22 protein-coding genes and 1 riboswitch are annotated in these 21326 nt (G+C 70.9%); of the genes, 19 read left to right on the forward strand and 3 right to left on the reverse strand.

Features of this window, described 5'->3' with window-relative positions:
• Positions 1-20: 20 nt before the first annotated feature.
• From lepB to ACIRDU_RS26275, 8 genes are all read left to right on the forward strand, one after another.
• Positions 21-800, forward strand: coding sequence for a signal peptidase I (gene lepB / locus ACIRDU_RS26240; RefSeq protein ID WP_403583387.1), 780 nt, complete (start codon positions 21-23; stop codon positions 798-800).
• The gene (locus tag ACIRDU_RS26245; protein WP_403583389.1) at positions 790-1314 is read left to right on the forward strand and encodes an NUDIX hydrolase; all 525 of its coding nucleotides are present in this window, start codon (positions 790-792) and stop codon (positions 1312-1314) included. Before lepB ends, ACIRDU_RS26245 begins: the two co-directional genes overlap by 11 nt.
• A 56-nt stretch (positions 1315-1370) precedes the next feature.
• Positions 1371-1679 carry a DUF2469 domain-containing protein gene (locus tag ACIRDU_RS26250; RefSeq protein ID WP_003993268.1) on the forward strand — a complete coding sequence of 103 codons (309 nt, stop codon included), beginning with the start codon at positions 1371-1373 and terminating at the stop codon, positions 1677-1679.
• An 83-nt stretch (positions 1680-1762) separates the two neighbouring features.
• On the forward strand, positions 1763-2164 hold the full coding sequence (locus ACIRDU_RS26255) for a YraN family protein (RefSeq protein WP_403583392.1): 402 nt from the start codon (positions 1763-1765) through the stop codon (positions 2162-2164).
• Entirely contained in the window at positions 2165-3790 is a 1626-nt protein-coding gene (locus tag ACIRDU_RS26260) for a YifB family Mg chelatase-like AAA ATPase (RefSeq protein WP_403583395.1), read from the forward strand. It begins immediately after the preceding gene.
• On the forward strand, positions 3787-4947 hold the full coding sequence (gene dprA, locus ACIRDU_RS26265; protein WP_403583397.1) for a DNA-processing protein DprA: 1161 nt from the start codon (positions 3787-3789) through the stop codon (positions 4945-4947). Before ACIRDU_RS26260 ends, dprA begins: the two co-directional genes overlap by 4 nt.
• 272 nt (positions 4948-5219) lie before the next feature.
• Positions 5220-6062 carry an RNA polymerase sigma factor WhiG gene (gene whiG, locus ACIRDU_RS26270; RefSeq protein WP_403583400.1) on the forward strand — a complete coding sequence of 281 codons (843 nt, stop codon included), beginning with the start codon at positions 5220-5222 and terminating at the stop codon, positions 6060-6062.
• 93 nt (positions 6063-6155) lie between these two features.
• Positions 6156-6713, forward strand: a complete 558-nt coding sequence (locus ACIRDU_RS26275; RefSeq protein WP_403583818.1) for a TetR/AcrR family transcriptional regulator — start codon at positions 6156-6158, stop codon at positions 6711-6713.
• A gap of 35 nt (positions 6714-6748) precedes the next feature.
• On the opposite strand, the gene ACIRDU_RS26280 is transcribed toward ACIRDU_RS26275, so the two are convergent.
• A complete protein-coding gene (locus ACIRDU_RS26280) occupies positions 6749-7336 on the reverse strand; it encodes a peptidoglycan DD-metalloendopeptidase family protein (RefSeq protein WP_403583403.1) in 588 nt (195 codons plus the stop codon).
• A gap of 273 nt (positions 7337-7609) precedes the next feature.
• On the opposite strand from ACIRDU_RS26280, the gene rpsB reads away from it, so the two are divergent.
• The 11 genes from rpsB (at position 7610) to ACIRDU_RS26335 (ending at position 19307) form a co-directional block, all read left to right on the forward strand.
• A complete protein-coding gene (gene rpsB / locus ACIRDU_RS26285) occupies positions 7610-8536 on the forward strand; it encodes a 30S ribosomal protein S2 (protein ID WP_403583406.1) in 927 nt (308 codons plus the stop codon).
• A gap of 181 nt (positions 8537-8717) precedes the next feature.
• Positions 8718-9554 carry a translation elongation factor Ts gene (gene tsf / locus ACIRDU_RS26290; protein ID WP_031103424.1) on the forward strand — a complete coding sequence of 279 codons (837 nt, stop codon included), beginning with the start codon at positions 8718-8720 and terminating at the stop codon, positions 9552-9554.
• A gap of 184 nt (positions 9555-9738) precedes the next feature.
• Positions 9739-10497, forward strand: a complete 759-nt coding sequence (gene pyrH / locus ACIRDU_RS26295; protein WP_030852122.1) for a UMP kinase — start codon at positions 9739-9741, stop codon at positions 10495-10497.
• 166 nt (positions 10498-10663) lie between these two features.
• Complete coding sequence (gene frr, locus ACIRDU_RS26300; protein ID WP_006136598.1) at positions 10664-11221, forward strand: ribosome recycling factor; 558 nt, start codon at positions 10664-10666, stop codon at positions 11219-11221.
• Positions 11221-12348 (forward strand): phosphatidate cytidylyltransferase, encoded by a 1128-nt coding sequence (locus ACIRDU_RS26305; protein WP_403583408.1) that lies wholly within the window; start codon positions 11221-11223, stop codon positions 12346-12348. The genes frr and ACIRDU_RS26305 overlap by 1 nt, the downstream gene beginning before the upstream one ends.
• A gap of 116 nt (positions 12349-12464) precedes the next feature.
• Positions 12465-12914 (forward strand): SRPBCC family protein, encoded by a 450-nt coding sequence (locus ACIRDU_RS26310; RefSeq protein WP_403583410.1) that lies wholly within the window; start codon positions 12465-12467, stop codon positions 12912-12914.
• Between the two features lie 511 nt (positions 12915-13425).
• Positions 13426-14532, forward strand: coding sequence for a 23S rRNA (adenine(2503)-C(2))-methyltransferase RlmN (gene rlmN / locus ACIRDU_RS26315; protein ID WP_403583413.1), 1107 nt, complete (start codon positions 13426-13428; stop codon positions 14530-14532).
• 24 nt (positions 14533-14556) lie between these two features.
• Positions 14557-14663: riboswitch (TPP riboswitch) on the forward strand.
• 124 nt (positions 14664-14787) lie between these two features.
• Positions 14788-15825: a thiamine ABC transporter substrate binding subunit gene (locus tag ACIRDU_RS26320; RefSeq protein ID WP_403583820.1), complete on the forward strand. Its 1038-nt coding sequence runs from the start codon at positions 14788-14790 to the stop codon at positions 15823-15825.
• A gap of 38 nt (positions 15826-15863) precedes the next feature.
• Positions 15864-17465: an ABC transporter permease gene (locus tag ACIRDU_RS26325; protein ID WP_403583823.1), complete on the forward strand. Its 1602-nt coding sequence runs from the start codon at positions 15864-15866 to the stop codon at positions 17463-17465.
• Positions 17465-18484 carry an ABC transporter ATP-binding protein gene (locus ACIRDU_RS26330; RefSeq protein WP_403583416.1) on the forward strand — a complete coding sequence of 340 codons (1020 nt, stop codon included), beginning with the start codon at positions 17465-17467 and terminating at the stop codon, positions 18482-18484. Before ACIRDU_RS26325 ends, ACIRDU_RS26330 begins: the two co-directional genes overlap by 1 nt.
• Positions 18485-18509: 25 nt before the next feature.
• Positions 18510-19307, forward strand: a complete 798-nt coding sequence (locus ACIRDU_RS26335) for a maleylpyruvate isomerase family mycothiol-dependent enzyme (protein WP_403583419.1) — start codon at positions 18510-18512, stop codon at positions 19305-19307.
• A gap of 57 nt (positions 19308-19364) precedes the next feature.
• Here the strand turns inward: ACIRDU_RS26335 and ACIRDU_RS26340 are convergent, their stop codons facing one another.
• Together ACIRDU_RS26340 and ACIRDU_RS26345 are read right to left on the reverse strand one after the other, a co-directional pair.
• Positions 19365-20054 (reverse strand): LAETG motif-containing sortase-dependent surface protein, encoded by a 690-nt coding sequence (locus tag ACIRDU_RS26340; protein ID WP_403583422.1) that lies wholly within the window; start codon positions 20052-20054, stop codon positions 19365-19367.
• A gap of 145 nt (positions 20055-20199) precedes the next feature.
• Positions 20200-21321 carry an LOG family protein gene (locus ACIRDU_RS26345; protein WP_403583424.1) on the reverse strand — a complete coding sequence of 374 codons (1122 nt, stop codon included), beginning with the start codon at positions 21319-21321 and terminating at the stop codon, positions 20200-20202.
• Positions 21322-21326: the final 5 nt, after the last annotated feature.

Here is a 21326-nt window from a genome sequence, read left to right on the forward strand (position 1 = left end):
CCCGGGTAGGGTGCGGACCCATGGGTGGCGAGAGCACGACGCACACGGCCCCGCGCAGCGGTGGCTCGAGCACGGGCCCGGTGGGCAGCCGGACCGGACAGCGGATGTCCGGGCTGGCCGTCGCACTGGGCCTTGTGCTGTTCCTCGGCGGTTTCGCCTGGGGAGCGGTGGTCTACCGGCCGTACACGGTCCCCACCAGCTCGATGACACCGACGATCGACGCGGGCGACCGGATCCTGGCGCAGCGTGTCGACGGCGCCGAGGTGCACCGCGGGGACGTCGTCGTCTTCAAGGACGCGACCTGGGCCAACGCGCCGATGGTCAAGCGGGTGGTCGCCGTCGGCGGTGACACGGTCTCCTGCTGCCAGGACGGCAAGCTGAAGGTCAACGGCAAGGAGATCGACGAGACGTACCTGCCCAAGGGCACACCGGCCGAGATGAGCAACTTCCCGACCGTGACCGTCCCCAAGGGCCGTCTCTTCCTGCTCGGCGACGAGCGCGGCAACTCCGTGGACTCCACCGCCCACCTGACCGACGCCGCCAGCGGCACGGTGGCGCGTTCCGCCGTGGACGCCCGCGTCGACGCCGTCGTCTGGCCCATGAAGGGCATGCTGGAGCGCCCCACCGGCTTCGAGGCGCTCAGCACCCTCTCCTCGCCCGGCCCGCTGCGGACGATCATCCTCCTCGTGATCGCCGGCGCCGTGCTCGTCCTCGGCGGAGGCGCCTACGGGCCCATCGCCAAGCGCGCCGGAGCCGCCCGGGCCCGACGGGCCGGTACGGAGCCCGCAGGTGCCCGCTGAGGCCGTGACGCCGGGCCAGGACACCTACGAGGGCGGACTGCGCAAGGTCGCCCGGGTCGTGCTGCTCGACCCGCAGGACCGCATCCTCCTGCTGCACGGGCACGAGCCGGACGATCCGGCCGACGACTGGTGGTTCACGCCCGGCGGGGGAGTCGAGGGCGACGAGACCCGTGAACAGGCCGCCCTGCGGGAACTCGCCGAGGAGACGGGCATCACCGAGGTCGAACTCGGCCCGGTGCTGTGGCGCCGGATGTGCTCCTTCCCGTTCGCGGGCCGACGGTGGGACCAGGACGAGTGGTACTACCTGGCTCGCACGGACCGCACGGCCGTCGCCGCCGCGGGGCTGACCGAGCTGGAACGGCGCAGTGTCGCCGGAGCGCGCTGGTGGACGTGTCCGGAACTGAGCCGGGCACATGAGACGGTGTATCCGACCAGACTCGCCGGGCTGCTGCACACGCTGCTCGACGAGGGTCCCCCGGCCAGGCCCGTGATCCTTGACCCGGAAATCGTCTGAGGGCTCACGGGACTGGCGCACAATGGGGGGATCGCACGGCTGAAGGGGAACATGCCATGAGCGCCGAGGACCTCGAGAAGTACGAGACCGAGATGGAGCTGAAGCTCTACCGGGAGTACCGCGATGTCGTCGGTCTGTTCAAATACGTGATCGAGACCGAACGGCGCTTCTACCTCACCAATGACTACGAGATGCAGGTGCACTCGGTCCAGGGTGAGGTGTTCTTCGAGGTGTCCATGGCGGATGCCTGGGTGTGGGACATGTACCGGCCGGCGCGTTTCGTGAAGCAGGTCCGGGTGCTCACGTTCAAGGACGTGAACATCGAGGAGCTGAACAAGAGCGATCTGGAGCTGCCGAGCGGGTGACGTTCCCCGTCACCCGAGAGGGTGGCGAGGTTGTCCACAGCCGCTGAGCTGTCCACCAAGATCCACTTGGCGGCGGCGGGTGCGTGATCGTTGGCGCCGGAGGTGGTGCCGACATGAACGCACATCTGGCCCGCAGTGCCATGGGCAAGTACGGGGAGAGCCTGGCCGCACGACGGCTGGCCGAGGCCGGTCTGACGGTCCTGGAGCGCAACTGGCGCTCCGGCCGTGCCGGCGAGATCGACATCGTGGCCAGAGACGGGGACGTCCTGGTCGTCTGCGAGGTGAAGACCCGCAGGGAGGGTCCCTTCGAGCATCCGATGGCGGCCGTGACCCCGCAGAAGGCGGAGCGGCTGCGGGACCTGGCCGAGCGGTGGATCCAGTCACACGGGGGCGCACCGCCCGGCGGGGTCCGCATCGACGTGGTCGGGGTGCTGCTGCCGGCCCGCGGCGCCGCCGTGGTCGAGCATGTGCGGGGGGTGGCCTGAATGGCGTTCGCCCGTACGTGTTCGGTGGCGCTGGTGGGCGTCGAGGGCGTGGTCGTCGAGGTCCAGGCCGACCTCGAACCCGGGGTCGCGGCGTTCACCCTGGTGGGACTGCCCGACAAGAGCCTCACGGAGAGCCGGGACCGGGTGCGCGCCGCGGTCGTCAACTCGGGCGCGGCCTGGCCCCAGAAGAAGCTCACGGTCGGCCTGAGCCCGGCCTCGGTACCGAAGTCCGGCAGCGGCTTCGACCTGGCCGTCGCCGCGGCCGTCCTCGGCGCGGCGGAACGCATCGACCCGCGGGTCCTCGCCGACATCGTGATGATCGGGGAACTGGGGCTGGACGGGCGGGTGCGGCCGGTGCGGGGCGTGCTGCCGGCAGTGCTCGCGGCGGCCGATGCGGGCTATGAGCAGGTGGTGGTGCCGGAGTGCGCCGCCGCCGAGGCCTCCCTCGTGCCCGGGGTGTCGGTGCTGGGCGTCCGCAGTCTGCGGCAGCTGATCGCCGTCCTGGCCGACGAACCCGTGCCCGACGAGGAACAGGACGAACAGGGCCGCCCGGACCCGCTCCTCGCCGGCCTGCGCATGCCGGGCACGGGCGCGGCCACGGGCATGCACAGCGTCGGCGCCGCCCAGCACGACCACGGTCACGACCTGGCGGACGTCGTCGGGCAGACCTCGGCGCGCACGGCCGTGGAGGTGGCGGCGGCGGGCGGGCACCACCTGTTCCTCGTAGGGCCGCCCGGCGCCGGCAAGACGATGCTCGCGGAGCGGCTGCCGTCCCTCCTGCCCCGGCTCGGCCGGCAGGCGTCGCTGGAGGTCACCGCGGTCCACTCGGTGGCGGGCCTGCTGCCCCCGGGCAAGCCGTTGATCGACGTCGCCCCCTACTGCGCCCCGCACCACTCGGCCACGATGCAGGCACTCGTCGGCGGCGGCCCGGGCATCGCGCGGCCCGGGGCGGTGTCGCTGTCCCATCGCGGGGTGCTGTTCCTTGACGAAACGCCGGAATTCGCCAGCCGGGCCCTGGACGCGCTGCGACAGCCGCTGGAGGCGGGGCATGTCGTGATCGCGCGCAGTGCGGGGGTGGTGCGCTTCCCGGCGAAGTTCCTGATGGTGCTCGCGGCCAACCCCTGCCCGTGCGGCCGGTTCTCGCAGCGGGACGACCTGTGCGAGTGCCCGCCCTCGGCGATCCGCCGCTACCAGGCCAGGCTCTCCGGCCCGCTGCTCGACCGGGTCGACCTGCGCGTCGAGGTGGACCGCGTCACCCGCACCGAGCTGACCGCCGCCGGGGCCAGGGGCGAGTCGACCGCGACCGTCGCCGACCGGGTGCGGGCGGCCCGGGGGCGGGCTGCGGAGCGCCTTGCCGGCACGCCCTGGTGCACGAACAGCGAGGTGCCCGGCCGTGAGCTGCGCAGCCGCTGGTACGCCGTGCCCGGCGCGATGGACGAGGCCGAGCGGAACCTGGAGCGGGGCGTCCTGACCGCCCGCGGACTCGACCGCGTCCTGCGCGTGGCCTGGACCGTCGCCGACCTCGTCGGCCACGACCGGCCCGACGCGACGGACGTCGCCCTCGCGCTCCAGCTGCGCACCGGAGTGCCGCGAGGCGTCCCCATGGCCATCGGGGCCCTGACGTGAACGTCGTCGACGAACCGGACGGCGAACTGCTCGGCCGCGTCCTGCTCACCCGTGTCATCGAGCCCGGCGACGAGGTCGGCGGGCGGTGGGTGCGGCAGTTCGGGGTCGGGGAAGTGGTGCGGCGACTGCGGGAGGGCGGGGTCGCGCTGCCAGGCGTGAGCGGGAAGCGGTGGGCCGGGCTGGTGGCCAGGGCCGAGGCCGCCCGGCCGCGCCGGGACCTCGAGGCCGCCCGGGCCGCCGGGGTGCGGTTCGTGAGTCCCGGGGGCGCGGAGTGGCCGGGGCAGCTCGACGATCTCGGGGACACCCGGCCCCTGGGCCTGTGGGTGCGCGGGCGGCCCAGTCTGCGCATGTGGGCGCTGAAGTCGGTCGCCGTGGTCGGCGCCCGGGCCTGCACGGAGTACGGGGCCCACATGGCCGCGACCCTCGCCGCCGGCCTCGCCGAGCAGGGCTGGGTCGTGGTGTCCGGCGGCGCCTACGGAGTCGACGGCGCCGCCCACCGCGGAGCGCTCGGTGCCGGCGGCGCCACCGTCGCCGTCCTCGCCTGCGGCGTCGACCGGCCCTACCCCCGCGGCCACACCCAGCTGATCAGCAGAATCGCGGAGCAGGGGCTGGTGATCGGCGAGTTGCCGCCCGGCGATCACCCGACGCCGAGCCGGTTCCTCCTGCGGAACCGAGTGATCGCGGCGCTCACCCGCGGCACGGTGGTCGTCGAGGCCGCCCACCGCAGCGGCTCCCTGGTCACCGCGCGGGCGGCGCAGCGCCTCGGCCGGCACACGATGGGCGTGCCGGGCCCTGCCACCAGCGGGCTCTCCGCCGGAGTGCACGATCTGCTGCGCGGGGAGGCCGCCCTGGTCACCGACGTCACGGACGTCGTCGAACTGGTCGGTGACATGGGAGAGCTGGCGCCCGACCGGCGCGGCCCGGTCCTGCCCCGGGACCTCCTGGAACCGGCCACCCGGCAGGTGCTCGCCGCACTGCCGGGGCGCGGGGCGGCCCGGCCGGACGAGATCGCCCGCTCGGCCCAGACCACACAGGACGACGCGATCGCGAGACTGTACGAACTCCGGGCACTCGGTTACGTCGAACGACACGGCGATGGCTGGAAGTTGACACGCCAGGCGGTGATGTCGGTCCGCGACGGCCGCGGGCCGTGCTGACCGTCTGTGTTCGGCCGTCCGGGGGAACCCCGACATCCCTTGGAAATCCGCCCAGTTGGGCTTCTCCGGTGATCACACCGAGCGACCGCGCCGCCCCGGCGGGACGTCTTCCGGAACGTATCTCCGCCCGCCTCGGCCTCCGTCCTTCGCGCACCGCGACACCGCAGTCACGCTACGCTCACGAGGATCCCGACACGGACAGGCAACTCGACATCAGACAGACAGCTCCTCCCAGCAGCACCACTCCGCAGCAGAACGGCACAAGGCGACGAATGCCCCAGCACACCTCCGGGTCCGACCGGGCGGCGATCCCCCCAGCCGCCCGTGACGGTGGCAGCGTGCGGCCGCCCGCTCCCTCGACGCTCGACGAGCTGTGGCGGTCGTACAAGGCGACGGGGGACGAGCGGCTGCGGGAGCAGCTGATCCTGCACTACTCGCCGCTCGTGAAGTACGTCGCGGGACGGGTCAGCGTGGGCCTGCCGTCCAACGTCGAGCAGGCGGACTTCGTCTCGTCCGGGGTGTTCGGGCTGATCGACGCGATCGAGAAGTTCGACATCGACCGGGAGATCAAGTTCGAGACGTACGCGATCACCCGGATCCGCGGCGCGATGATCGACGAGTTGCGGGCCCTGGACTGGATCCCCCGTTCGGTGCGGCAGAAGGCGCGCAACGTGGAGCGGGCGTACGCCACGCTGGAGGCGCGGCTGCGGCGGACGCCGACCGAGGGCGAGGTGGCCTCGGAGATGGGCATCGCCGTCGAGGACCTCCACGCGGTGTTCAGCCAGTTGTCGCTGGCCAACGTGGTGGCCCTGGAGGAGCTGCTGCACGGGGGCGGCGAGGGCGGCGACGGGCTCAGCGTGATGGACACGCTGGAGGACACCGCAGCCGACAACCCCGTCGAGGTCGCCGAGGACCGGGAACTGCGGAGGTTCCTGGCGCGGGCGATCAGCACCCTGCCGGACCGGGAGAAGACCGTGGTCACGCTGTACTACTACGAGGGCCTCACCTTGGCGGAGATCGGGAACGTGCTGGGCGTGACCGAGAGCCGGGTCAGTCAGATCCACACCAAGTCGGTGCTGCAACTGAGAGCGAAACTGGCGAGCTTCGGCCGCTGACCAGGCCGGATGCCCTCGGGCCGGCATCAACCACTCCCGTCCGGCGGGACGCGTCCGTAGAGTGTTGACGTGCCAAGGATTCGAGCGGCCTCCGTGGCCGAGCACCGGTCGATGCAGCGAGCCGCCCTGCTGGACGCGGCTCGTTCCTTGTTGTCCGAGGGCGGTACGGAGGCGCTGACCTTCCCGGCCCTCGCCGAGCGGACGGGCCTCGCGCGATCGTCCGTCTACGAGTACTTCCGCTCACGGGCGGCCGTGGTCGAGGAGCTGTGCGAGGTCGACTTCCCGCTCTGGGCGGCGGATGTGTCGGCGGCGATGGAGCGGGCCGGGACGGCCGAGGCCAAGGTCGAGGCGTACGTGCGGCAGCAGCTGGAGCTGGTCGGCGACCGGCGGCACCGCGCCGTGGTCGCGATCTCCGCGAGTGAGCTCGACGCGGGGGCCAGGGAGAAGATCCGGGCGGCGCACGGCGGGCTGGTCGCGATGATCGTCGAGGCGCTGGGCGAGCTGGGGCACGCGCAGCCCCGGATGGCGGCGATGTTGGTGCAGGGCGTTGTGGACGCGGCCGTGCGGAGGATCGAGCTGGGGGCCGCGGAGGAGCCGGCCGCCATCACCGAGGCGGCCGTTTCCATGGCTCTGCGGGGTGTGCGGGGCTGACGGCGCCGTAGCTGGGGGCCCGGGGTGGATCGCCTTCAGTGGGGCGGCTGGGTGCCCAGTACCGGCAGCAGCCTCGACGGGCCCCTGTGCAGGAGCCAGGGCGGCAGGAGCGAAAGCGGGTTCAGGTACGTCTCGTCGCGGCGCAGGCCCCAGTGCACGCATGTGGCCGTGCAGTGGGAGCCGCTCGCGTCCACCGTGCCGATCACCTCGCCCGGTTCCACCTCCTCGCCCTCCTCGACCGAGGCCGTCACCGGTTCGTAGGTCGTGCGCAGGGGTGGGTCGCCCGTCCCCGTGAGGTCAACCGAGACGACTCCCTTGCCCGCCACCCGGCCCGCGAAGGAGACCCTGCCAGGAGTCACCGCACGAACGGATGTTCCAGGGGGTGCTGCCAGGTCCACGCCCCGGTGGCCCGGGCCGTATGCCGTCGCCGGGGGCTGCCAGCCCCGCAGGACCCGGGGGCGCAAGCCGACGGGCCAGGTGCGGCCGATCGCCGGCACGGTGGCGTCCGCCCGGGGCGCATCCGCCGCGAACAGCGGTGGCGGTGGGGCCAGCAGGGCCGTGGTCGTGACGATCAGCAGCAGGATCAGGCGTGCACAGACACGCGCACATCGGTTCGCTCGCATGCGAAGAGCGTCCCGGAGTACCGGCATCGCCGCTGGCGGCTGTGGGCCGCCGCCCGGTTGTGGACAACGGCGTCACCCGGCACCCCGAGGGTCCCGTACACTTCTGGTGGCGACCCGAGTCATCGGGTCGACTTCGCACGCCCCGATATGAACCCCGGCAACGGGCCCGTATCAGCGCCCCTCGGTCCCTCGTGGAACGGCGCGCAGTGGGCGTCAGGCGCGGAAGCCGTCCGGCATCCGCGGCACAACCGAGAAATTCAAGGAGATACGGCCATGGCCGTCGTCACGATGCGGGAGCTGCTGGAGAGCGGCGTCCACTTCGGTCACCAGACCCGTCGTTGGAACCCGAAGATGAAGCGCTTCATCTTCACGGAGCGCAACGGCATCTACATCATCGACCTGCTCCAGTCGCTGTCGTACATCGACCGCGCCTACGAGTTCGTCAAGGAGACCGTCGCCCACGGCGGCACGGTCATGTTCGTCGGCACGAAGAAGCAGGCGCAGGAGGCCATCGCCGAGCAGGCCACCCGCGTCGGCATGCCCTACGTCAACCAGCGCTGGCTGGGCGGCATGCTCACCAACTTCTCGACCGTCTACAAGCGTCTGCAGCGCCTCAAGGAGCTCGAGCAGATCGACTTCGAGGACGTCGCCGCGTCCGGTCTGACCAAGAAGGAGCTTCTCGTGCTCTCGCGCGAGAAGGCCAAGCTGGAGAAGACCCTCGGCGGTATCCGCGAGATGCAGAAGGTGCCCAGCGCCGTCTGGATCGTGGACACCAAGAAGGAGCACATCGCCGTTGGTGAGGCCCGGAAGCTGAACATCCCGGTCGTCGCGATCCTCGACACCAACTGCGACCCCGACGAGGTCGACTACAAGATCCCGGGCAACGACGACGCGATCCGCTCCGTCACCCTGCTCACCCGCGTCATCGCCGACGCCGTCGCCGAGGGCCTCATCTCCCGCAGCGGTGTCGCCACCGAGGGCAAGGGCGAGAAGGCCGCGGGCGAGCCGCTGGCCGAGTGGGAGCGCGACCTGCTCGAGGGCGAGAAGAAGGCCGACGAGGCCGCCCCCGCCGCCGAGGCCGCTCCGGCCGACGAGGCCGCCCCCGCCGCCGAGGCCGCTCCGGCCGCCGAGGCTGCTCCGGCCGCTGAGGCCGAGGCGCCGGCCGAGGGCGAGAAGCCGGCCGAGGCCGAGCAGGCCTGACCCGTCAGTCCGAGTTGACGGCGGGAGCGGCACCGCACCAGCGCCTCCGGCGCGGTGAAGTCCGCTCCCGCCGTTCACCCGTAGGTCAGCGGAAGGACAGCGCCCTCCGGCTCCATGGGGGCGCAACCGCAGGATCCGCAGATCTTCGATCTTCCAGACTTCGAGAGAGATTCACAGACTCATGGCGAACTACACCGCCGCCGACGTCAAGAAGCTCCGTGAGCTCACGGGCGCCGGCATGATGGACTGCAAGAAGGCGCTGGACGAGGCCGAGGGCAACGTCGAGAAGGCCGTCGAGGCGCTCCGCATCAAGGGCCAGAAGGGCGTCGCCAAGCGCGAGGGCCGGTCCGCCGAGAACGGCGCCGTCGTCTCGATCATCGCCGACGACAACTCCTCCGGTGTCCTGGTCGAGCTGAAGTGCGAGACGGACTTCGTCGCCAAGGGTGACAAGTTCCAGGCCGTGGCGAAGACCATCGCCGAGCACGTCGCCAAGACCTCCCCGGCCGACCTCGAGGCTCTGCTCGCCTCCGAGATCGAGGCCGGCAAGACCGTCCAGGCGTTCGTCGACGAGGCCAACGCCAACCTGGGCGAGAAGATCGTCCTGGACCGCTTCGCGCAGTACGCCGACGGCTTCGTGACGGCGTACATGCACCGCACGATGCCCGACCTGCCCCCGCAGATCGGTGTCCTCGTCGAGCTGGACAAGCCGAACGCGGAGATCGCCAAGGGCGTCGCCCAGCACATCGCCGCCTTCGCGCCGAAGTACCTCTCCAAGGAGGACGTGCCGGCCGAGGTCGTCGAGTCCGAGCGCCGCGTCGCCGAGGAGACCACCCGCGCCGAGGGCAAGCCCGAGGCCGCCCTGCCGAAGATCGTCGAGGGTCGCCTCAACGGCTTCTTCAAGGACGCCACGCTGCTCGGCCAGCCGTACGCGCTCGACAACAAGAAGTCCGTCCAGAAGGTCCTGGACGAGGCCGGTGTCACCCTGAAGCGCTTCACGCGCATCAAGGTCGGCATCTGAGTCCGTACCGCGCTCGACGCCCGACCCCGATAGGGTCGACAGCAGTCGTCCGCGTACGCCGTCACATGAGTGGCGGACGACAGCAGATCTGACGAGGAGGCCATTGCCGTATGGGATGCGAAACACGCCCCACCGGCAATGGCCTTCTTGGTATGTGCAACACGTGAAAGAGGCGGGATCCCCCATGACCACCAAGGCCCAGAAGAGCGACGACGGCAAAGTACGCGGCCGGTTTCTGCTGAAGCTGTCCGGAGAGGCCTTCTCCGGTGGCGGCGGCCTTGGCGTCGACCCCGACGTGGTGCACAAGATCGCCCGTGAGATCGCGGCCGTCGTGCGCGACGGTGCGGAGATCGCGATCGTCATCGGCGGCGGCAACTTCTTCCGCGGTGCCGAACTCCAGCAGCGCGGCATGGACCGGGCCCGCTCCGACTACATGGGCATGCTCGGTACCGTCATGAACTGCCTCGCCCTCCAGGACTTCCTGGAGAAGGTGGGCGTGGACTGCCGGGTGCAGACCGCCATCACCATGGGCCAGGTCGCCGAGCCGTACATCCCGCTGCGCGCCGTGCGGCACCTGGAGAAGGGCCGTGTGGTCATCTTCGGTGCCGGGATGGGCATGCCGTACTTCTCCACCGACACCACCGCCGCCCAGCGCGCCCTGGAGATCGACGCCGAGGCGCTGCTGATGGGCAAGAACGGCGTGGACGGGGTCTACGACTCCGACCCCAAGACCAACCCCGACGCGGTGAAGTTCGATCACCTCGGCTACGGCGAGGTCATCACGCGCGATCTGAAGGTCGCCGACGCCACGGCCGTGACGCTGTGCCGCGACAACAAGCTCCCGATCGTGGTCTTCGAGCTGCTGGCGGAGGGCAACATCGGACGCGCCGTCAAGGGTGAGAAGATCGGCACGCTGGTGGGGGACCCCGGCAGCCGGGACTGACACCCCGGGAACAACCCCGTCCGGGGGACGGACGGGACGGAGCCGGGCCGGGGGATGGACAATGTCCTGCCGGTCGGGAACCGTGCAGGAAGAAGACGCGACGCAGCCGGCCGCCGCCCCACATGGAACCGCAGCCGGGCCTACTCAAGACACGCAGGAGCAAGTGGTGATCGAAGAGACCCTCCTCGAGGCCGAGGAGAAGATGGAGAAGGCCGTCGTGGTCGCCAAGGAGGACTTCGCCGCGATCCGCACCGGCCGTGCGCACCCGGCGATGTTCAACAAGATCGTGGCCGACTATTACGGCGCGCCGACGCCGATCAACCAGCTGGCCTCGTTCTCCGTGCCCGAGCCGCGTATGGCCGTGGTGACCCCCTTCGACAAGAGCGCGCTGCGCAACATCGAGCAGGCGATCCGCGACTCCGACCTGGGCGTCAACCCGAGCAACGACGGCAACATCATCCGTGTGGTGTTCCCCGAGCTGACCGAGGAGCGCCGCCGCGAGTACATCAAGGTCGCCAAGGGCAAGGGCGAGGACGCGAAGATCTCGATTCGCTCCGTGCGCCGCAAGGCCAAGGAGGCCATCGACAAGCTGATCAAGGACGGCGAGGTCGGCGAGGACGAGGGCCGCCGTGCGGAGAAGGAGCTCGACGACACCACCGCGAAGTACGTCGCGCAGGTGGACGAGCTCCTGAAGCACAAGGAAGCGGAGCTGCTCGAGGTCTGATGAACGACTCTTCCTGGGGGGCGCCGCCACAGGCCGGGTACTGGGGGCCCACCGACCAAGGGCATGGTCATGGGCACGTCCAGGGTCCAGGCCACGGGCACGTCCAGAGGGCCGCTCCGGCGGGTCCCGCATACGATGCGTATGAAGCGCCTCAGACTCGCCCCATGCCCATCGTGCCCGACGTGACCGCATTCGGCGGTAACCAGGATGACGACCGGGGGGCTGCTCGGCTGAGCGGCCGCCCGGTCCGAAACGACACGAATCCGGAGCCCATGCCCGACGCCTCGCAGCCGGCGCCCAAGCCGCCGAAGAAGAGCGCGGGTCGCGATCTGAGTGCCGCGATAGGGGTCGGCGTCGGGCTCGGTGCGGTGATCGTCGCGTCGCTGTTCGTCGTCAAGGCCGTGTTCGTCGGCGTCGTCGCGGTGGCCGTGGTGGTGGGCCTGTGGGAGCTGACCAAGCGGCTGGAGGAACGCAAGGGCATCCGGGCGCCCCTCGTGCCGCTCGCGCTCGGCGGTGCCGCCATGGTCATCGCCGGGTACGTGCGGGGCGCCGAGGGCGCGTGGGTGGCGATGGCGCTCACCGCACTGGCCGTCCTGGCCTGGCGCATGACCGAACCGCCCGAGGGCTACCTGAGGGACGTCACGGCGGGCGTCTTCGCGGCGTTCTACGTGCCGTTCCTCGCGACCTTCGTCGCGATGATGCTGACCGCGGACGACGGGCCGCAGCGGGTGCTCACCTTCCTGCTGCTCACGGTCGTCAGCGACACCGGGGCCTACGCCGTCGGCTGGCGGTTCGGCCGGCACAAGCTCGCCCCGCGCATCAGCCCCGGCAAGACCCGCGAGGGCCTGCTCGGCGCGGTCTCCTTCGCCATGGTCGCGGGGGCACTGTGCATGCAGTTCCTCATCGACGACGGTGCCTGGTGGCAGGGCTTGGTGCTGGGCCTCGCGGTCGCGGTCACCGCCACGCTCGGCGACCTCGGCGAGTCCATGATCAAGCGGGACCTCGGCATCAAGGACATGGGCACGCTGCTGCCGGGCCACGGCGGCATCATGGACCGGCTCGACTCGCTGCTGCCCACGGCTCCGGTGGTGTGGCTGCTGCTCGTGCTGTTCGTCGGGTCCGGCTGAAGCGACCTTCGACGGCGAGCCCCTGCCCCGCCGGGCAGGGGCTCGCCGTCGTCTCGGGGAGACGCCCGAGGGCCTGAAGTGGGACGATGCAGATGTACCTCCCAAAGGAGGCCATCATGGCCATCATCCGAGAGAGTATCGACGTCGACCGCCGTCCCGAGGAGGTCTACCAGTACGTCATGGACGCTCCGCGCATGCCGGAGTGGCAGTTGAGCGCCGTGTCCGCGGAGCGCCTAAACGAGGGGCCCGTCGGCGTCGGCACCAAGGTCCGGGTGACCCGGCACATCGGCCGCCGCGTCATGCCGATGACCATGGAGGTCACCGAGTACGATCCGCCGCACAGCTGGGGCATGCGCGGCGTCGACGGGCCGGTCCGGGCTCAGGTGCACGGCGAGGTCGAGCCCTACGACGAGGGCCGCCGCTCGCGCGTCACGATCGACATCGACTTCGAGGGCCACGGCATGGGCAAGGTCCTGGTCCCGCTCGTCGTACGCCCCCAGGTCCGCAAGGAACTCCCGCGCAACGAGCAACTCCTCAAGGACCGGCTCGAGCACACGGGCGAGTAGAGCGCCCCGCCCCCGGCGGCTCCGACGGCTCGGCTGAGCGCCGCCGGGGGAACCTCCAGCCGTTCCGGCGCAGCTTGAAGACGACGAACACCCCGCACAGGGCCCACACCCCGAGGAAGGCCCACTTGAACCACGGGGGGCCTTGCCACTTTTCCGCCAGGTGCATCGAAGCCGTGTAGAAGGACATCATTGCTCGCGCGTGCCCGGCGTCATGCGCAGGAACACTCGGTTCCGCGAGGCTGAGCGAATCCTCGGTTCCTGTCTGCCGTGCGTCTGGACCGCTTTCGGTCCCACGAACGCGGCGATCCACTGGCTGTCGACCGAGCGCCGGACCCGGCACGACCTCGAAGTGACGCGAGCGTTCAGCAGCGGTGATCGCGGCAACCGAGCACGTCGGGCGGTCCTGAGCCGTGCGAAGCCGACCAACGCTGACAGGTGGCACCCACGGGTGACCGCCCCCACCCCACTCCGGCCTGGGCAACCGGAGTTGATCTGCGACACTGGGAGGGTTATGCCTGCACCCGGAGAACTCACTTTCGTCGCCCCCCGCGGAGCCAAGAAGCCGCCGCGGCATCTCGCCGATCTCACTCCTGCCGAGCGCAAGGAGGCCGTCGCCGCTGTCGGGGAGAAGCCGTTTCGTGCCAAGCAGCTCTCGCAGCACTACTTCGCGCGGTACGCGCATGATCCGGAGCAGTGGACCGACATTCCGGCCGGTGCTCGCGGGCGGCTGCAGGAGGCGCTGCTGCCCGAGCTGATGACCGTCGTGCGGCATCTGTCGACCGACCAGGGCACCACTCGTAAGACGCTGTGGCGGCTGTTCGACGGGACGCTCGTCGAGTCGGTGCTGATGCGCTACCCGGACCGGGTGACCATGTGCATCAGCTCGCAGGCCGGATGCGGTATGAACTGCCCGTTCTGCGCGACCGGGCAGGCCGGGCTGGACCGCAATCTGTCCACAGCCGAGATCGTGCACCAGATCGTGGACGGCATGCGGGCCCTGCGGGACGGGGAGGTGCCCGGCGGTCCCGCGCGGCTCAGCAACATCGTCTTCATGGGCATGGGTGAGCCGCTCGCCAACTACAACCGGGTCATCGGATCCATCCGGCGGCTCACCGATCCTGAGCCCGATGGCCTCGGCCTGTCCCAGCGCGGCATCACCGTCTCCACCGTCGGGCTCGTCCCGGCCATTCACCGGTTCTCCGACGAGGGCTTCAAGTGCCGCCTCGCCATCTCGCTGCACGCCCCCGACGACGAGCTGCGCGACACCCTCGTCCCCGTGAACACGCGCTGGAAGGTCCGCGAGGTGCTGGACGCCGGCTTCGAGTACAGCGCCAAGTCCGGGCGGCGGCTGTCCATCGAGTACGCGCTGATCCGGGACATCAACGACCAGGCGTGGCGCGGTGACCGGCTCGGCCGGATGCTCAAGGGCAGGCCGGTGCACGTCAACCTCATTCCGCTGAATCCGACGCCCGGGTCGAAGTGGACGGCCTCCCGGCCGGAGGACGAGAAGGCGTTCGTGGAGGCCATCGCCGCGCATGGTGTGCCGGTGACGATCCGGGACACTCGTGGTCAGGAGATCGACGGGGCGTGTGGTCAGCTCGCCGCCACCGAACGGTAGTCTGACCGCCGTAAGAACATCTGCATATTCCGACAGGGGAGCGCCACAGCGCTGAGAGTGCGGCACACGGCCGCAGACCCTCCGAACCTGGCCCAGGTCATTCTGGGTAGGGAGATCGGTCACCACTCGAGCTGTTGCGTCCTGCCCGGGACCCCGGAAGTCCCGGGCAGGACCGCGTCTTCTCCTGGTCACTCCAGGAGGAATCCAGTGAACATCAACGCAAAGCGGCTGACGGCGGCGGTCGTCGGACTCGGCATGGCCGGCACGCTCGCCGCGTGCGGGTCGTCCGACGGCGGTCAGGGGTCCGGTGACTCCAAGACCGTGACGCTCGTCAGCCACGACTCGTGGGCCGCGTCCAAGGACGTCATCGCGGCCTTCGAGAAGCAGTCCGGCTACAAGGTCGACGTCCTGAAGGACGGCGATGCCGGGCAGGCCGTGAACAAGGCCATCCTGACCAAGGACAACCCGCAGGGTGACGTCTTCTTCGGCGTCGACAACACCCTGCTGTCCCGCGCCCTCGACAACGGCCTCTTCCAGCCGTACGAGGCGAAGGGCTCCGACCGGATCAAGGCCGAGTACCGGGTCGATCAGGAACAGCATCGCGTCACGCCCGTCGACACCGGCGACATCTGCGTGAACTACGACAAGAAGTACTTCGCCGATCACAAGCTGGAACCGCCGCGGAGCTTCGACGATCTCGTCAAGCCGCAGTACAGGAACCTGCTCGTGACCGAGAACGCCTCCGCCTCCTCGCCCGGGCTCGGCTTCCTGCTCGGCACCGCCGCGAAGTACGGGGACGCCGGCTGGGAGGGCTACTGGAAGAAGCTCAAGGCCAACGGCGTGAAGGTCGTCGACGGCTGGGAGCAGGCCTACAACGAGGAGTTCTCCGGCTCGGCCGGCGGCAAGAAGGCCAAGGGCGACCGGCCGCTCGTCGTGTCGTACGCCTCCTCGCCGCCCGCCGAGGTCGTCTTCGCCGACCCGAAGCCGAGCACGGCGCCGACCGGGGTCGCCGAGGGCACCTGCTTCCGGCAGGTCGAGTACGCGGGGCTGCTCAGCAACGCGAAGAACACCAAGGGCGGCAAGGCGTTCCTGGACTTCCTGATCAGCGAGCGGTTCCAGCAGGACATGCCGCTCAACATGTTCGTGTACCCGGTGCGCGAGGGCGCCCAGGTGCCGCCGGAGTTCGTGCAGTACGGGCCGCAGGCGAAGGACCCCGAGACCATGGACCCGGCGAAGATCGCCGACCATCGCGACCAGTGGGTCAAGTCGTGGACCTCACTCGTACTGAAGTAGCCGTTCGGAGGCGGGGCGCGGCGGCGCGGTTCGGTCTGCTGGCCGTGCCGGTCGCGTTCTTCGCCGTCTTCTTCGCCTACCCCGTCGCCGCGATCGTCGCGCGCGGTCTGAAGGCCGACGGGACCTGGCACCTCGCACGGATCGGGGAGGTGCTGGCGCAGTCCGACGTCCGGCACGTCCTGTGGTTCACCACCTGGCAGGCGCTGGTCTCCACCGCGCTCACCCTGCTCGTCGCGCTGCCCGGCGCGTACGTCTTCGCGCGCTTCGACTTCCCGGGCAAGCAGGTCCTGCGGGCGGTGGTGACCGTGCCGTTCGTGCTGCCGACGGTCGTCGTCGGTACGGCGTTCCTGGCGCTGGTCGGGCGGGGCGGGCTGCTCGACGAGCTGTGGGGCGTACGGCTGGACACCACCGTGTGGGCGATCCTGCTCGCGCACGTCTTCTTCAACTACGCGGTCGTCGTCCGGACGGTCGGCGGGCTCTGGGGGCAGCTGGACCCGCGGCAGGAGGAGGCCGCCCGGATGCTCGGGGCGTCCCCGCTGAAGGCCTGGCGGCAGGTCACCCTGCCCGCGCTCGCCCCGGCCGTGGCCGCCGCCGCACTCATGGTCTTCCTGTTCACCTTCACCTCCTTCGGCGTCGTGCAGATCCTCGGCGGGCCCACCTTCTCCACCCTGGAGGTGGAGATCTACCGGCAGACGTCCGAGATCTTCGACCTGTCCACGGCCGCCGTGCTGACGCTGATCCAGTTCGTCGCGGTGGGCGCGATCCTCGCCCTGCACGCCTGGACCGTGCGGCGGCGGGAGACCGCGCTGCGGCTGGTGGACGCGTCCGTGACCGCGCGCCGGCCGCGCGGCGCGGGGCAGTGGGCGCTGCTGGGCGGGGTTCTCGTCACCGTCGCCGTGCTGCTCGTGCTGCCGCCGGCCGTGCTGGTGCAGCGGTCCCTCGGTGCGCCGGGCTTTGGCTACTACCGGGCGCTGACCAGCGAGGACGGGGGAGTGTTCCTGGTCCCGCCGATCGAGGCGATCGGCAACTCGCTGGCGTACGCCGTCGCCGCCACGCTCATCGCCGTGGCGATCGGAGGGCTCGCCGCGGTCGCGCTCACCCGCCGGGACGCCGGGCGGTTCGTGCGCGGCTTCGACGCGCTGCTGATGCTGCCGCTCGGGGTGTCCGCGGTGACCGTCGGCTTCGGGTTCCTGATCTCCCTCGACGAGCCGCCGCTGGACCTCAGGTCCTCCTGGATCCTGGTGCCGCTCGCGCAGGCGCTGGTCGGAGTGCCGTTCGTGGTGCGGACCATGCTGCCCGTGCTGCGGGCGGTGGACGTACGACTGCGGGAGGCGGCCTCGGTGCTGGGTGCCTCGCCCTGGCGGGTGTGGCGGGAGGTGGACCTGCCGATGGTGCGGCGGGCGCTGCTGATCGCGGCCGGGTTCGCCTTCGCCGTGTCCCTCGGGGAGTTCGGCGCGACGGTGTTCATCGCACGGCCCGACCGGCCGACGCTGCCGGTGGCCGTGGCCCGGCTGCTGGGGCGGCCCGGGGACCTCAACTACGGCCAGGCGATGGCCCTTTCGACGATTCTGATGGTGGTGTGCGCCGTGGCCCTGCTGGTGCTGGAGAGGCTCCGCACGGACCGGACGGGGGAGTTCTGATGCTGCTGGCTCTGCAGGGTGCGACGGTCCGCTTCGGCGGGCGTGCCGTGCTGGACGCCGTCGATCTGGAGGTCGCCGACCACGAGATCGTGTGCGTGCTCGGACCCAGCGGCAGCGGCAAGTCGACCCTGCTGCGGGCGGTGGCCGGGCTCCAGCCGCTCGACTCCGGGCGGGTGGTGCTCGACGGGCGCGACCAGGCAGGCGTGCCGGCGCACAAGCGCGGGGTCGGGCTGATGTTCCAGGACCACCAGCTGTTCCCGCAGCGGGACGTGGGCGGAAACGTGGCCTTCGGGCTGCGGATGCACGGCGAGTCGAAGCGACAACAGGCTGAACGAGTGCGGGAGTTGCTGGACCTCGTGGGGCTGCCGGGCGCGGGCCGCCGGGCCGTCGCCGCGCTGTCCGGCGGGGAGCAGCAGCGGGTGGCGCTGGCCCGGGCGCTGGCGCCGAGCCCCCGGCTGCTGATGCTGGACGAGCCGCTGGGACAGCTCGACCGGTCGCTGCGGGAACGGCTGGTCGTCGAACTGAGGGAACTGTTCGGCCGGTTGGGCACGACCGTGCTCGCCGTGACACACGACCAAGGGGAGGCGTTCGCGCTGGCCGACCGGGTCGTGGTGATGCGGGACGGGCGGATCGCCCAGTCCGGTACGCCCCTTGAGGTGTGGCAGCGGCCCGCCGACGCGTTCGTCGCTCGCTTCCTCGGCTTCGAGAACGTGGTCGAGGCGACGGTCGGGACGGAGGCCGCGGACACGCCGTGGGGCAAGGTGCCGGTGCCGGAGGGAGCCCCGCAGGGCACGCGCACGCTGCTCGTGCGACCCGCCGGAGTGCGCTTGGTGCCCGCCGACTCGGGGCTGCGCTGCACGGTGACCGCTCGCACCTTCAAGGGCACCCATGTCGCCGTCCGCCTCCAGCCGGAGGACGCCCCCCGTCTGGAGGCGGCGTGCGCGCTGCGGGCCGCTCCCGAGGTGGGGGACCGGGTCGGGGTGGAGTTCGACGCGATGGAAATCGTGGTGCTCGCCTGATCGTCCGCGCCCTAGGGTGCGGGGCATGACGCCACTCGCACACGACCGCTATTGCGACGAGATCGCCCACCAGATCGGCCTGTTGAGGAAGGTGGTGATCTCCGGGGCCGACCTGTCCGGCACCGTGCCGACCTGCCCCGACTGGTCGCTGGAGGAACTCGTCCGGCACACAGGCGGCGCCCTGCGCTGGGCGGAGCTGATGGTGCGGACCCGGGCCGAGGAGGAGGTGCCCGAAGAGCAGGTGCCGGGCGCGGCCGGTCCCGAGGCCGTCGGCGACGCCGCCGCGCTGGACGCCTGGCTGGCGCAGACCGGCGAGCAGGTCGTCGCCACGCTGCGGGAGGCCGGACCGGACACGAAGGTGTGGGGCTGGGCGGGGATCGCGAGCTCCGGGTTCTGGGCCCGAAGGATGACGCACGAGATCACCGTGCACCGCGCCGACGCCGCACTCGCCGCCGGGCTGCCCTACGAGGTCGCGCCCGATGTCGCCGCCGACGCGATCGACGAATGGCTCCAGATCGTGGAGTACGTGCAGCGGACGGAACCGCACGACGTGGTGGGGGAGCTGGTCGGCCCGGGCCGCAGCATCCATCTGCACGCCACCGACACCGGACCCGACCTGAACGCCGAGTGGGTCGTCGAACTCACCGAGGACGGTGTCCGCTGGCGCCGGGGCCATGAAAAGGCCACGGTCGCCCTGCGCGGGCCCCTGACCTCCGTGTTGCTGGCCTTTTACCGCCGACTACCGTTGAATGCCCGGCAGTTGGAGGTGCTGGGCGACCGGGAACTGCTGGAGTTCTGGCTGGAGCGGGCGACTTTCGGGTGAACGGGACGTGGCCCGCCCCCGGATCGGGGACGGGCCACGTCACGGTGTGAGCGGGCGTCAGCTGTCGCTGTCGGCCCCACGACGGCGCATGCCGAGGAACACCGCACCGCCACCGACGACGACCAGGGCCGCCGCGATGCCGGCGATGAGGCCGGTGTTGGAGTCGGCGCCGGTCTCGGCGAGGTTGGAGTCACCGGCCGGGGCGGGCGCGTTGCCCGCCGGGGAGGTGCTCTGGCTCTCCGACGGCTCCGGAGCCGGGGTCTCGGTCTCCTCGGCCGGCTGGGAGGGGGAGGCCGAGGGGGTGGGCGTCGCAGGGGGAGTCGAAGCCGGGGGCTCCTCCTCCTTCTTGCAGGCCGTGGCAGGGGTGACGAGGTTCGGCTTGATGTCCTCGTCGACGTACGGAGCGGCCTTGACGTGGATGCGGTACTCGGCGTTCGGCTTCCAGTCCTCGGCGAAGGTGATGGTGGTGCCTTCGCGCGAGCCCTTCACCTCCTGCTCGCCGATCTTCTTCACGTCGGCGCCGTTGTTCTCCAGGTACACCGTGACCGTCGCCGGGACACCGGCGGGGTCCACGTCGGTGACGGTGATGACGCCCTTGTCGCCGTCGCACTTCGCCTCGGCGGAGAACTCGTTGATGTTGCAGGCGAGCGCGTTGCCGGCGGTGCCGAGCGCGAGCGCGGCCGAGGCGGAGACGACACCGAGGATGCGCACGGCGCGTGCGCGGCGGGATACGGACAGAACTGCCACGTTTGTCCTTTACAGGATTGCTAAAGCGGGGGGTTGAGGCAGCGTGACTGAGCATCAGCACTACCGGGAGGCTCACAGGTCTATAAGCGCTGCATAAGTAGTGTCAACGCATATGCAGCTTGCAAGCACTTGCTTTGCCTTCTTATTAACCGCCGAGACGTTTCAACGCCTCCGGCGCCTCCTCGATCCGCTCCACCAGCGCGATGCGCGCCTCCATCGAACGCTCCCGGGCCAGTGACCGGAGCAGCGGCCACGCGGGCAGCTTCTCCGTCCAGTGCGCGCGGTTCACCAGCACCATCGGCGTCGGCTCGCCGCGCGACTCGTAGTAGTTGGGCGTCGCGTTGTCGAAGATCTCCTGTACGGTCCCGGCGGCGCCCGGCAGGAACACCACACCCGCGTCGGACCGGGCCAGCAGGCCGTCCTCGCGGGTGGCGTTGGCGAAGTACTTGGCGATGTGGGAGGCGAAGGCGTTCGGCGGCTCGTGGCCGTAGAACCAGGTCGGGATGCCGACCGAACGGCCGCCCTGGGGCCAGCGGGTGCGTACCTCGAAGGCGGCCGAGGCCCACTGGGTGATGGACGGAGTGAAGTGCGGTGCCTTGGCGAGGAGTTCGAGCGACTCGGTGAGCATCTCGTCGCCGAACGGTGCCGCGTACGCGCCGAGGTTCGCCGCCTCCATCGCGCCCGGTCCGCCGCCGGTGGCGATCGTGAAGCCGGCGCGGGCCAGTTCCCGGCCGAGCCGGGCGGCGCCGGCGTACTCCTCGGTGCCGCGGGCCATCGCGTGACCGCCCATCACGCCCACCACCCGGGCACCGGACAGGAGTTCGTCGAGCGCGTCGGACACGGAGTCGTCGTGGACCGCGCGCAGCATGGACGCGTAGATGTCGCGATCCGCCTTCGTGCGCTGGAACCAGGCGTAGGCGAGGGCGTCGGGCGTGGCCTCGTAACCGTCGGCCAGTGACGCGAAGAGTTCGTCCGGCGAGTAGACCAGGCCGCGGTACGGGTCGAAGGGCAGACCCGGGACCGGCGGGAAGACCAGGGCGCCGTCGCCGCGGACCTTCGCCGCCGCCTCCTCGCGCATCGCGCAGCCGAGGAAGACCGCGCCCGCCGTGTCCGTGCCGAGCAGTTCGCGGGTGCGGTCCGTCAGGTCGACGGCCTGGACGCGGTATCCGGCGAGTGTGCCGCGCGCCGAGACCGTCGCGTCGAACTCCTCGAGGGTCTCTATCTCACGGTCGTCATGGTGGGCCGCATGGGCGGGCATCGTCTGCACCCGCC

Source organism: Streptomyces sp. NPDC093598, from assembly GCF_044764825.1.
In the GTDB taxonomy this organism is placed as follows: Bacteria; Actinomycetota; Actinomycetes; order Streptomycetales; family Streptomycetaceae; genus Streptomyces.